The following is an 11,501-nucleotide window of genomic DNA, read 5'->3' as shown; positions in this document are numbered from 1 at the left end:
CGTTCAACCCAACCTACTGCAGGAATCGCGGTCAATCGATCGTACATGATATCATTAGTCATTAGTCATTAGTCATTTAATTGCTGTAATTCAGCTCATTTTTGAAGGTTTGGGGAAAGTGCCAATAAGGCGTTTCTAATTCGTCCTCAGTTGGAGAATTTTCAGTTGAGTTCTCTCGGATTTGAAAAAAGTGGTAGAGGTTAGCGACAGTTAAATCGGATATTTCTTGCCAATTCGAGGCAGCTAAACCTTGATAGCCAGTAGCGATCGCCTGCTGGCTGACATAAAATTCGTATCTCCGGCGAATTTCCGGCGACACAGCGAAGGTTAGCTGGTCGCGCAAGGATAGAAAGTGAGACTTTTGCTTTAAACTTTCATAAAGTGAAGGTTCCGCAGCTAATACCGCGAATGTAGTGTACACGCTGCTTTTTAAACTCTCGCCGGTGAGTTTATCTAAACTAGCTAACTGGTGCTGCTCTTTGGGAGACAAAGTTTCCATCCAATCAACCTCATTTTGCCAAAATTCTATTACACTTAAATCATGACCGAGAATCCTAGTAACTTCAGGAAATAAAAAATCTAATTCGGGTTCGGATTGACATCCTTTAACAACAGTTAGAAGATTTTGACAAATTTTTGATTGAAGTTCCAACAGGCGATCGCTCACCATATAGTAGGCCCGCTGCAAGTGAAACGTGACGCCGATCGCCTGCTCGATCGCCCAAACACATTCCATTTGCCTGAGCTTTCCTGCAGAAGACAGCCCCTCCAACAAACTAGGATTATCATAAATTTTTAAAGCCTCAAATAGCATATCCCGCCCGCTATTAATTTCGGAATTCCGAAGTTTAATATCTGGCACTGTCAGGGCTGACTGACAGCGTTTGATAGCTTTAGAAAAAATCTCATAACCGTTAACCAGTTTCTGGCGGTGCATTTCAAAACTAGAGTCGTGAGCCACCTTAAAAATCTGCTGAATCACCTCTACTCCCCTATCTTTGAGGATGTGTCTGAGATCGATAAATCCGTCTTTAATTTTTAGCTTCTGGTGCTTTGCCTCTTCTCGGATTTTTAATACTTGGTTGAGGTTTACTGCTGACAAAACTGTGCTCGATACAGCGCCAATACCAATGACAGCAGCAGTCGCTTGCATCACTGCCAAATTAATTTTCAGACAGTTAAGCATTCTGTATGTTTTTTGAAACCCCTGATGAGTTTGAGCCACCTGCAACGGCGCCAGTGTGACGTACACGGGAGCTACCAGCGGCTGTATGGGGCCACCTCCGGCTAACTGTGCGAGCAATCCTATAACTCCCCGCGAGGATAGAGTTTCACTTCTTGATTGATAAAAAATTTTTGCGAGCTCCACAAACTCCCCTGTCACCGGATCTCTAGCTGCGGGGAGCAATTTTCCTGTTTTGGTAGCAGGCTGTACAAGGTTGCCACTATTGAGTCGCGCCTGAGTTGCAGGGGTGAATATATAATCCATGTTGTGGCTCAGTTTCCATTCAAAAAGGCAGATGTTTTGTATTGTATGCTGTTTATGGAAACGAGAGATGAAAGGAAATGAATGAGTATCTCAAGGCATTCCAGGCTATTAACCTGTTTAGCGATCGATTGTTGGCAGACGAATATCAATCCGTGGAGATTAAACAGTCAGCTACCCAACTCAATTTAGATGTGGAACCTTGTATTGACGAAATTAAGCAATCTGCCATCAGGCTCAAAGAGCTACTTCAGGTATGTTTCAAAGATGTATCTCAGGCTGAGGATGTCTGGAATAGCAAGCCGAGAATTGCGGGAGCATCGCCTGTTGATGTCTGGGAGCAAATTGGCGAACTAAGCGGATGCGATGTGAGAATTCGCACTTTAGGAAAACAGGGCAAATATGATGCTGTTGCTAAAGTTCGCAAATCTTGGAGCGACAAGGCAACCAAGTTAAAAAATCATTGGTTTTTGTGGGATAAAAACTCTCAAGTCTTTCAAAGAGATACTATTGGTTTTTTTGAAAAAGATAATTTGCACAAAGAGTTGCGGAATGAAGTTGATTCCCAGGCAGAGCGAGTGATTTTAATTATGGAAAATGAATTAAATTTAATTTTTAAAGAATTACAATCTATTGATATAGAAAAAATTGAACTTTGTATTGAATGCTTTGACCTAAACAGTCAGTCTAAATTTAGAGAGCGACTACAATCAATAGGCGGGGAGATTGTATCGAAGTTTACGGAACCTCTGAAATATTTGCCGGATTCTTATATGAAGAGTTTTAAAGAAACGCTGAAAGAACCTGTAGAAACTCTGGTTCATAAAAGCAAGATGGGAATCAGTTCGATCGATTTTGAAGAGTGCTGTAAAGTGATTGGCTTAATCCTAGAAAATGTGATTTTAGCAATTTTTGAGGAGCGTCTGAAACTGGGAATTGAAACAGTTGAAAAAGCGATTAAATTCTACAATAATTTTTTAGAGAAGCAGGCGCGGTATCAGAAAGAAACGCCCCAACAGCGAGCGGCGGAAAAAGATTGGATTGAAGGCCAGCGGCAGCAACTCAGGGAAATTCAGCAGTATATTGATGCAGTCATTAGTCATTAGTGGTTAGTTATTAGTAATTGGCAATTTGTAATTAGGAGTTAGTAATTAGTGTTTTAACTACTAATTACTGACCCCTAACTGTTGAATTCACCCAAACAGGACTTACACAGAAGCTAATTAATTATTTACGGCTCCATGCACACCGCACCTTAGCGCTATAATTAGCGCGTCAAACCACTTTTTGCGTAAGTCCTGCTAAAAATAGATACAAGCCCCGGAATTAAGTCAGGGAAATAAAAAAATTAGACTTTAGTTCAACTTCCCACTCAAGGCTGGGGAGTTAATCTAAAATCTAAAATCTAAAATCTAAAATCTAAAATCGAATGATTATTGATATTGACCGCTGATTTCGTAAACGATCGCGCCCAAAGACGCTAAGCTAGCTAAAATTAGCATTCCGGCCGGCATGAATTTTTGAGTTTTAACAAGGCGCACAATAAAGACTATTACTAAAACAGCGGAGATGGCTGCTGCTAATGTTAAACCCCAACTTTGTCCCATAAGCTGGGCGGTGCCGGCAAAAATTAGCAGCGAACCGCTAATCAAGCCCGAAATGAGGGAGGCTTGGCTTTTGGCCTTGATATAACCCATGATGCCGCCAACCAGTGTTAAAATGCCGTAGCCGATCGCCGCTGCTGTACCTAAATTCATTTTTAATCCTCCCGATTTCACTGTTTGCATCTAAATTTATACAGCGCGGCCTGCAATTAGTGTCACGAATTGTTAGAAAATTTATTAAAGCCAGTCAGGATATGTAACTGTTATACAATTGCCATTATGTCAGCCCTAACTTCTGGTGCGATCGCCCAAATCCGTTACCTCCAGCGCCTCGCAGCATCCCTGCTGCTGTATCAATCGGTTCTCAAAAGCCCCACAGGTCAAGCTTTTCTCGATTTGCTGCAAGCCCTTCACCACAGCGAAGTCAGCGGTTTGGAATGTCAGGTAGCTTACGGGAACTGGTTCAAACTTCAGGCTGCTAAAAATTTAAGCTGGAAAGATTCTCTGATTTGGGAAATTCTCAAAGACGAAAACCCCTTTTCTCGCCGAGCTCAGCAAACAGATTTTGCAAGTTTGTCCCCCGCTTTGGTGGAAGCCGCCCGACATGATTTAGAAGTGCTGCAAAATATTTACGAATGCAGCAGCGAACAGTTGAGCAAGTGGGTGCGGGTAGCGGGTCAACTTGACGCAGTGCCTCCGATTTGGCATTCAGAAACTGTAGCAGAACAGGGAGATTTGCCGCTGCACGGAAAACTGGAAAAATGGTCGAGCGCTACGGAATCTTTGGCAGCTTATTACCGACAGTTTGGCACTGGTTTGTTTGCCGAATATCGCGCTTTTGCGTGGCGGGGAGGGGAGTTGACGACTATTTCGCATCCCGATCGCATAACTTTAAAAGAGTTGGTTTGCTGCGATTGGCAGCGGGATGCTTTGGTGAAAAATACGGAGTTTTTGCTAGCAGGTTATCCGGCTTTGCACGTCTTGCTATACGGCAGCCGCGGTTCGGGCAAGTCTTCTTTGGTGAAGTCGCTATTAAATGAGTTTGGATCTCGCAATCTGCGCTTGATTGAAGTATCTAAATCGGATTTGCAAGATTTGCCGCTAATTGTCGAGCAGTTGCGGGGAGTTCCTCAAAAGTTTATTATTTTTGTGGATGACCTGTCTTTTGAGGAAGATGATGATGCTTTTAAAGCTCTGAAAGTTGTGTTGGAGGGGAATGTGACTGCCCGCTCTCAAAATGTGGTAGTTTATGCCACATCTAACCGCAGGCATTTAATTCGAGAGTTTTTTGACGACAGGCCTCGCCCCCGCGATGGAGACGAAGTTCACGCTTGGGATACTGTGCAGGAAAAACTTTCATTTAGCGATCGGTTTGGCTTGACTTTAACTTTTGAACCTGCAGATCAAAACACTTATTTAACAATTGTCCGACATCTGGCAGAACTTGCTGACATCAAACTCGCTGCTGATGATTTGGAACACCGCGCTAAAGAATGGGCAACTCGTCGCAACGGGCGATCGGGGAGAACTGCGCGGCAGTTTGTTGATTTCCTGAAAGCAGATTTAGCCCTTTTTGACAAGTAGATTGTCTGCGCTGCGAGGGCGGGTTTTAACTGAGATGTTACATCATTCTCAATAAGTTTTTTATGAACAGGCTTTCCGGCCTGTTCCACAAAGAGTGAATTTTATTGTGGAACAGGCCGAAAAGCCTGTTGCTTACAATGGTGCAAGATGCCTGTTTTACCTGAAATATAGGAAGGCAATTCAGGATCTGAATAAACCCGCCATTGCAGCGCCGAAGGGCGAAATAAAAATTCTTAATTTTTTCATAATTTTATTGATAATAAATAACTAACCAAATTTGATATAATTATCAAAATCTCCCAAGAAACCTCCAGAGCCAGAACCAATCCTGACTCCATAAATCCACCACTAAATAAAGAGGAAAATATCATGGGTTTATTTGATAAAGTATCGAAGACTCGCCAAGAAACGGAAGTAACTTTAGGGCCGGCCGAATCATTTGCGGCGATCGCGCTAATTGCCGTAGCAGCCGACGGTTACATCAATGACAGCGAAAGTAAAGCGATTAGCATGACGCTATCTCGGATGCAACTGTTCCGCAGTTATCCTGATGACGTGATGAGAAAAATGCTCGATCGCCTGCTGATGATTATGCAACGGCAAGGAGTGGAGGTACTGTTTAATGCCGCTTTGGCAATGCTTCCCGACGAACTTAAAGAAACAGTTTTTGCTGTGACAACTGATATCGCTTTAGCAGATGGCGAGGTTTCAGAAGAAGAAGAACAACTTTTGAACGATCTTTACAGTGCATTGGGGATTTCCGAAGATATTGCCCTCAAGATTATAGACGTGATGTTGATTAAGAACAAAGGTTAAGAAATCAGGGGAAGGAGTGAGGAGGGCGAATTTTACAATCTAAAAAATTAGTGCCTACTTACTTAGCTGACAACTTCTCCAAAAGTGCGGGTTTACCGATATGATGGTTGGTAAAATTGCGATCGAATTTGCGATCGCCGTTACTACCTCAAATGCCTTTCACTTACACCCGTACTGTTCGCTTTCAAGATACCGATGCTGCTGGAGTCGTTTACTTTGCTAACGTTTTGGCGATGTGCCACGAAGCTTACGAGGCATCTCTAGCAGCATCGGGAATCAATCTCAAAGCATTTTTCAGCAATTCCGAGGTTGCTTTTCCCATAATTCATGCTAGTGTAGATTTTTATCGCCCAATGTTTGCGGGCGATCGGCTGATGATTCAATTGACGCCTAAACAAGTTACTGGCGATGAATTTGAAATTGCCTATCAACTATTTTCTGAGGAAGTTGCAGGAAGAAGCGCTGCTAAAGCTCTGACTAAGCACGTCTGCATCGATGCAGTTAGCCGAACTAGAAAACAGCTATCTGAAGACTTGATGCAGTGGATGAGGAAAATTGAGAGTTGAGATTTCAGATTAGTTATATCTTTAAATAATAACAGGGAATGACAGTCAGTCGATTTTAGATTTTAGATTTTAGATTTTAGATTTTAGATTTACTTGCAGCATTGAATCTGGGAGTTTCAACTTTGGTCTAAAATTTTGGACTGATCGCGACTTAAGTACGTGGCACGGTATCCGTTTTTGAGCGGGGTCTAATTTCTTTTAGGTTGAGAATTTTTTCGGAGTTTTTGATAGTATGTCAAATCGCAATTATGCCATTGTGGGCACGGGAGCGTTAGGCGGATTTTACGGTGCTAGACTGCAACAAGCAGGTTTAGAAGTCAATTTTTTGCTTCGTAGTGATTACGATCACGTCAAAAAACACGGTTTGATTGTCGAGTCTCCCGAAGGCAACTTCACCCTCCCCCACGTCCGCGCCTACCGCGACGCGCACAAAATGCCTCAGTGCGACGTAGTAATTGTAGCGCTGAAAACAACTCAAAATCACTTGTTGCCCAAAATATTGCCTCCTTTATTAAAGGATAACGGCGCGGTTTTAGTATTGCAAAATGGATTGAATACAGAACCGGAAGTCGCTAAAATTGTCGGTGCAGAACGAGTGCTTGGCGGGCTGTGTTTTCTCTGTTCTTATAAAGTTGGGCCCGGTCATATCTGCCACCTAGATTACGGCACTATCACCCTGGGAGAATATGCCCAAGACTACAAAGCAATCGGTATTACTAATAGATTGCACCAAATTGCTGCGGACTTTAAACGTGCTCATATTCCCATAAAAATGAGCGAAGATTTGCTATTATCTAGGTGGAAAAAGCTGGTTTGGAATATTCCTTATAACGGGCTGTCTGTAGTGTTGGATGCGAGAACTGACGAACTGATGGCTAATCCCGATACTTTGATTTTAGTGGAGGAAATCATGGGGGAAGTGGTAGCGGGAGCCAAAAGTTGCGATCGCATTATTCCCGATGACTTTATCCCACAAATGCTCGAATACACTCAGAAAATGAAGCCTTACCGCACGAGCATGAAAATCGATTATGATGAATCGCGGCCCCTGGAAGTTGAGGCGATTTTTGGTAATCCGATACGGGTGGCGCAGCAAGCAGGTATTAAGTTGCCCCAAATAGAGGTACTTTACCGAATGTTGAAGTTTGTGGATGTTCAAAGACAAGAAGCGGAGAGGACGAGAAGGCTGTTAGGTTTGTCGTAATTGGCAATTGGCAATTGGCAATTGGGCGGGGCGGGTTTGTGAGATTTCTCGCTGGTGTTGTAGATATTGGTGAACCCGCCCCTACAGGAATTACTGTCAAATCCGGTTAATTCTATCGATTCACCGACGATGACACATCGCAATTTCTTGCAATTGTTCTCGATTGACTTTGCCTTGAGAATTGCGCGGCAATTGTTCGACGACTACCCAATATTTCGGTCGCTTAAACTTGCTCAACTTATGTTCTATTGCCGCTTGCAGATTTTTGACAGTCACCTCGGAATTAGCGGGAACGTAGATAGCTGTAACGACTTGACCCCAATCTTTGTCTGGCAAGCCAATTACAGCAATATCTGCAACTAAATTAGTCGATCGCACAACGGCTTCAACTTCCGCCGGAAATACATTTTCTCCGCCTGTGATAATTTTGTCGCTGCTGCGTCCGACGATATTTAAGCAGTTATTTTTATCGAAAAATCCCAAATCATCTAGTTGGAAGTATTGGTTATCGCCAAATTGTTCAGGATAATAACCCAACGCCAAAGATTTAGCATTTATCGCAATATTGCCGATTTGATTATCGCACAAAATCTCGCCATTGGCACTGCGAATAGTTATTTTAGCGTGCGGTAAAATCTTACCCGAACTGTTATTGCCAGCGAGAAAATCTTGGGGTTTTAGTGTAGCAATTTGCGAGGCGGTTTCTGTCATGCCATAACTAGGCGCTAATTTAATTTGATAGTTTCTAGCTGTTCCTAAAAGTTCCGGCCAAGCCGGAGCACCGCCCAAAAGTACGGCACGAAACCGTCCAAGCCAATTAGCTGTATCTGGGTTTTGCAGCAGCCGTTGCAGTTGAGTTGGAACTAAAGAAATGAAAAATTCTTCGGGTTCGATATCGCATATTTTACCATTTTCTAATTCTTTAAATGGCTGAATTGCCAGTTGTCCGCCGCTAGTAAAAGAACGCATGAATTGCATTAAACCGCTGACGTGGTATAATGGCAAAACGCAGAACGAGTTGATTTTGTCAACTTGAAAATATTGTTGAAAACCTTGTACTGATGCGGTTAGTGTTTCCCAAGTGTGGATGGCAAAACGGATTTTTCCTGAAGAACCGCCGGTGGGAATCATGATTGTATCAAAACCGTTTTGAGTCGGCGAATGGAATTCGCGGCTATACAAACGAAGTTCGCCTTCGCGGACTGGGATATGGGGATTTTTGGGAAGCGGGTATTGTCCCCAAATTAAGTCTGGTTGAACTAAATCAAAGACTTGTTGCCATTCGGGTTTTACCCAGTTGGGATTGCAGAGAAAAATCGGGCATTTGGCGGCGCGGGCGGCCATGAAACTGGCCAGAAATTGGACGGGTTCTGGTTCGGCGAGGCAAATTTTTGGGGGTGTTTTTTGTGCGGGATTTTGGGTGATTTCTTGAAATAGCCGATCGACAATTCGGGCAAATTCGCGACTGTCACAACCGATGAGCCAATTATCAGGCAAGCCACACGCGAGATCCCGAATATTTACTGTTAGATTTGTTGCCATAGATGCTTTCACCAAGTTTCTCGATTCAAAACAATTACCTAACCCGCTTGATTTAGTCGTGGAAGTAATCTAAAATCTAAAATCTAAAATCTAAAATCGAATGATTGTCATCGAACCAGGAATCGGTGCCGAAGCCGAGTGCTCTATTATTTAAAGACAATTGTGTTGCTAAATTTAATGCTGCTTGTCTGCCGATTTCGGTTTCAAATACTGATGAAAAAACAGCGTCTATATTGTGAGTTTGACAAAATTTTCGCAGTTGGGATGGAGAACCAGCAATCGCAGGTTTAATGACGAAAATTCCCCGCCAGCCTTGGCTGTAGCACTCTTGGATGCGATCGAGGTTGGCGGCAGATTCGTCTAGGGCGATCGGAGTTGTATAAATAGCATTCAATTCTACCATTTCCTGAAACTGTGTTACTGGCAGCGGCTGTTCCAAAAATTCAATGTCTGCGGAAAAGTCGGGAGTTGCTTTTACCTTGTCGCAAGCTTCCAGCCATGTTTTAGCCTGCGAGTAACTGAGTCCCCCGTTGGCATCTAACCGCAAAAATGCTTTTTCGCGATCGCACAAATTGTGCATTGCTTCGATTAGCTGCTGAAAAATATTTAATTCTTGTTCAATTGCAGCCACCCCAATTTTCCATTTAAACGTGCGATATCCCTCTAACCAAAGTATTGGTAAAGCCTGCAAAGCTGTTTCTCCTGCTGGCAATAAACCGCTGAACCGATTTTGCATTTTCTCCCCCTTTTGGGAAAGGTAAGTTAAATTTTCGCTTTTCTCCCCCCCTTGGCAAGGGGGGGCTGGGGGGGGCGAATTTTTCTTGTTTGATAGTGCTGACTCAAAGCCAAATTGACAAGCAGGCAATTCACCGGAAATAGCGAAAATCATCTCAGATGAAATATTACCCGGCAACTGGTGACAAAAATCTAAAGCTTGCTCAAAACTTTCGGAACCAAACCAACTCAAAGGGGCAATTTCTCCCCAACCAATTCGATTATTTTCGTCTACAAGTCGCAGGATAATTCCTTCGCGAATATCCCAGATGCCGTGACTTGTTTGCAAGGGGCGCTTAAATTTTCGCTGATAAGTGCGAAACTCGAATTGATAAAGCATTAGTTTTTTAGTTAATCATAAAATTGTCTCACAACTGATCCAAACTTATCAATATTTTCAAAATGGATATTGTGACCAGCTTTGGGTACAATTTCCAGAGTAGCCGCCGGACACAAGCTGGCCATTTCGGTATTTATATTTATAAATTTATCATCATATTCTCCCGCTAGCAAGAGGATGGGGATTTGATTTTGTGCGAGTTTTTCCCAGAGAGATGGCTGGTTGCCGGTTCCCATGTTGCGGAGGGATTTGGCTAATTCTAAGGGATTGTTTGCTAAGCGGCTTTCTATGAGTTTGTCAAAGTTAGGAGAGTTTTTTAAAGATTTGAATAAAGGGATATCGTACCAGTTGAATAAAAAATCTTTAATGTTGCTATTTTCCAGCTTTTGTGCTAGCTGTAAATCGGCTTGTCGGCGGTGCGATCGCTCTTTTTCTGTCTTCAATCCCGGAGAAGCTGACTCTAACACTACTTTCTCGAATCTTTCTGGAAAATGTAATGTCATGTAAAGTGCCAATCGCCCGCCCATTGAATAGCCCAACAACAAACATTTGCCTATTTGTAAATCATCTAATAAGTGTATCAATGCTTGGGCTGTATTTGATATATTGTAGCAACTTTCGTCGCCGATTACTCTGGTTTCTCCGTGACCGGGAAGGTCAACTGCTAGGCAGCAATAACTTTTATAAAGTAAGGAAATGACGCTGCTAAAGTTTTGACTGTTGCCCGTGAATCCATGCAAAAATAAAATTGTCTGCTGATTTCTGTTGCCAGTTAAGGAATAGTGAAATTGATAATTTTTAAATTTCTCCATATACAATTCTTATTATAATTGCCGTATTTACTGAAATCTAATTTCCGCATCGCCAACAGAGATGACTGCCTGAAAACGAGTGAGAAAGTCCATACCAAGAAGACCATCTATACGAAGATTTGGCGGTATATCGTGGGCAACTATCTCAAAATTTTCTATTAGTTGACCCACGCAATTAAACCAAGATACATTAATTACAGGAACATAGATTCTTCCTTGACCTGTAACTAATTCTTGCCTGCGTAAAGGATTGCGCGTATCATAACCCAGATTTTGTAATACTTGAACTGGCAATATTGTGAAGCTAGAGCCCGTATCTACCAATAAACGCACCCGCACAAAATCGCCCCCTTCTCTACTGCCAACAGTTGCTTGCACGGCTAGCAAATTTTGGCCATAACGCAACAAACGGTAAACTTTCTGATAAGCTGGCATTTTCGTTACAACATCACTGCTATGTTATCAGGTATCGAGCCAGTATACTCTATTGCGACAGATTTTCCATTCCTTAATGAAAGCTTACTGTAAATTTCATCGCGTTCTGTTGCATGGGCTAAAACTTCACCTCGAATCACGCTGAATTCTTCATCTAATTCAGGATTGACGATGAGTACCCACTCATCAGGATAGAGGCTAAAAATTTCTTCTAAACTCATAATTTTGCCGATTTCTGTTTGCGTACTCATGCTTTAATTCTCCTGTTTTACGATTCAATGTGAGGTACGGATTGCTAAATTAAAGAAGATTTTGAGAAGTCACCCAACTCTGCCAAC

Annotated in this window: 12 protein-coding genes; 5 read left to right on the top strand and 7 right to left on the bottom strand. The window is 42.6% G+C overall.

Going from position 1 to position 11,501, the window contains the following annotated elements:
• Positions 1 to 76: 76 nt before the first annotated feature.
• Complete coding sequence (locus tag QUB20_RS02055) at positions 77 to 1,489, bottom strand: hypothetical protein (protein WP_333242854.1); 1,413 nt, start codon at positions 1,487 to 1,489, stop codon at positions 77 to 79.
• Positions 1,490 to 1,566: 77 nt separating this feature from the next.
• On the opposite strand from QUB20_RS02055, the gene QUB20_RS02050 reads away from it, so the two are divergent.
• The gene (locus tag QUB20_RS02050) at positions 1,567 to 2,592 is read left to right on the top strand and encodes a hypothetical protein (RefSeq protein WP_333052613.1); all 1,026 of its coding nucleotides are present in this window, start codon (positions 1,567 to 1,569) and stop codon (positions 2,590 to 2,592) included.
• A gap of 327 nt (positions 2,593 to 2,919) precedes the next feature.
• Here the strand turns inward: QUB20_RS02050 and QUB20_RS02045 are convergent, their stop codons facing one another.
• Positions 2,920 to 3,243, bottom strand: a complete 324-nt coding sequence (locus tag QUB20_RS02045) for a TMEM14 family protein (protein ID WP_190735279.1) — start codon at positions 3,241 to 3,243, stop codon at positions 2,920 to 2,922.
• A 126-nt stretch (positions 3,244 to 3,369) separates the two neighbouring features.
• Here QUB20_RS02045 and QUB20_RS02040 point away from each other — a divergent pair, with 126 nt between their 5' ends.
• From QUB20_RS02040 to QUB20_RS02025, 4 genes are all read left to right on the top strand, one after another.
• On the top strand, positions 3,370 to 4,674 hold the full coding sequence (locus QUB20_RS02040; RefSeq protein WP_333242857.1) for an ATP-binding protein: 1,305 nt from the start codon (positions 3,370 to 3,372) through the stop codon (positions 4,672 to 4,674).
• A gap of 369 nt (positions 4,675 to 5,043) precedes the next feature.
• The gene (locus QUB20_RS02035) at positions 5,044 to 5,490 is read left to right on the top strand and encodes a tellurite resistance TerB family protein (protein WP_333052618.1); all 447 of its coding nucleotides are present in this window, start codon (positions 5,044 to 5,046) and stop codon (positions 5,488 to 5,490) included.
• A gap of 107 nt (positions 5,491 to 5,597) precedes the next feature.
• The gene (locus tag QUB20_RS02030) at positions 5,598 to 6,056 is read left to right on the top strand and encodes an acyl-CoA thioesterase (RefSeq protein ID WP_445299370.1); all 459 of its coding nucleotides are present in this window, start codon (positions 5,598 to 5,600) and stop codon (positions 6,054 to 6,056) included.
• Positions 6,057 to 6,288: 232 nt separating this feature from the next.
• Complete coding sequence (locus QUB20_RS02025; protein WP_333242861.1) at positions 6,289 to 7,260, top strand: putative 2-dehydropantoate 2-reductase; 972 nt, start codon at positions 6,289 to 6,291, stop codon at positions 7,258 to 7,260.
• A 120-nt stretch (positions 7,261 to 7,380) separates the two neighbouring features.
• On the opposite strand, the gene QUB20_RS02020 is transcribed toward QUB20_RS02025, so the two are convergent.
• The 5 genes from QUB20_RS02020 to QUB20_RS02000 form a co-directional block, all read right to left on the bottom strand.
• Positions 7,381 to 8,802 carry a 2-succinylbenzoate--CoA ligase gene (locus QUB20_RS02020; protein ID WP_333242864.1) on the bottom strand — a complete coding sequence of 474 codons (1,422 nt, stop codon included), beginning with the start codon at positions 8,800 to 8,802 and terminating at the stop codon, positions 7,381 to 7,383.
• 76 nt (positions 8,803 to 8,878) lie between these two features.
• Positions 8,879 to 9,916: an o-succinylbenzoate synthase gene (locus QUB20_RS02015; protein ID WP_333242867.1), complete on the bottom strand. Its 1,038-nt coding sequence runs from the start codon at positions 9,914 to 9,916 to the stop codon at positions 8,879 to 8,881.
• Between the two features lie 11 nt (positions 9,917 to 9,927).
• Entirely contained in the window at positions 9,928 to 10,728 is an 801-nt protein-coding gene (gene menH, locus QUB20_RS02010; protein WP_333242870.1) for a 2-succinyl-6-hydroxy-2,4-cyclohexadiene-1-carboxylate synthase, read from the bottom strand.
• 27 nt (positions 10,729 to 10,755) lie between these two features.
• A complete protein-coding gene (locus QUB20_RS02005; RefSeq protein WP_333242875.1) occupies positions 10,756 to 11,163 on the bottom strand; it encodes a retropepsin-like aspartic protease in 408 nt (135 codons plus the stop codon).
• Positions 11,164 to 11,168: 5 nt separating this feature from the next.
• On the bottom strand, positions 11,169 to 11,414 hold the full coding sequence (locus QUB20_RS02000) for a hypothetical protein (protein WP_333242878.1): 246 nt from the start codon (positions 11,412 to 11,414) through the stop codon (positions 11,169 to 11,171).
• Positions 11,415 to 11,501 lie beyond the last annotated feature (87 nt).

It is taken from the genome of Microcoleus sp. B4-C2 (assembly GCF_036705265.1).
Taxonomy (GTDB): Bacteria; Cyanobacteriota; Cyanobacteriia; order Cyanobacteriales; family Microcoleaceae; genus Microcoleus.
This window is presented reverse-complemented; position numbering and strand designations above follow the sequence as displayed.

Excerpts from the sequence above, each read along its gene's own strand:
- QUB20_RS02055 (WP_333242854.1), bottom strand. The coding sequence starts at position 1,489 with ATGGATTATATATTCACCCCTGCAACTCAGGCGCGACTCAATAGTGGC.
- QUB20_RS02050 (WP_333052613.1), top strand. The coding sequence starts at position 1,567 with ATGAATGAGTATCTCAAGGCATTCCAGGCTATTAACCTGTTTAGCGAT.
- QUB20_RS02045 (WP_190735279.1), bottom strand. The coding sequence starts at position 3,243 with ATGAATTTAGGTACAGCAGCGGCGATCGGCTACGGCATTTTAACACTG.
- QUB20_RS02040 (WP_333242857.1), top strand. The coding sequence starts at position 3,370 with ATGTCAGCCCTAACTTCTGGTGCGATCGCCCAAATCCGTTACCTCCAG.
- QUB20_RS02035 (WP_333052618.1), top strand. The coding sequence starts at position 5,044 with ATGGGTTTATTTGATAAAGTATCGAAGACTCGCCAAGAAACGGAAGTA.
- QUB20_RS02025 (WP_333242861.1), top strand. The coding sequence starts at position 6,289 with ATGTCAAATCGCAATTATGCCATTGTGGGCACGGGAGCGTTAGGCGGA.
- QUB20_RS02020 (WP_333242864.1), bottom strand. The coding sequence starts at position 8,802 with ATGGCAACAAATCTAACAGTAAATATTCGGGATCTCGCGTGTGGCTTG.
- QUB20_RS02015 (WP_333242867.1), bottom strand. The coding sequence starts at position 9,916 with ATGCTTTATCAATTCGAGTTTCGCACTTATCAGCGAAAATTTAAGCGC.
- menH (WP_333242870.1), bottom strand. The coding sequence starts at position 10,728 with ATGGAGAAATTTAAAAATTATCAATTTCACTATTCCTTAACTGGCAAC.
- QUB20_RS02005 (WP_333242875.1), bottom strand. The coding sequence starts at position 11,163 with ATGCCAGCTTATCAGAAAGTTTACCGTTTGTTGCGTTATGGCCAAAAT.
- QUB20_RS02000 (WP_333242878.1), bottom strand. The coding sequence starts at position 11,414 with ATGAGTACGCAAACAGAAATCGGCAAAATTATGAGTTTAGAAGAAATT.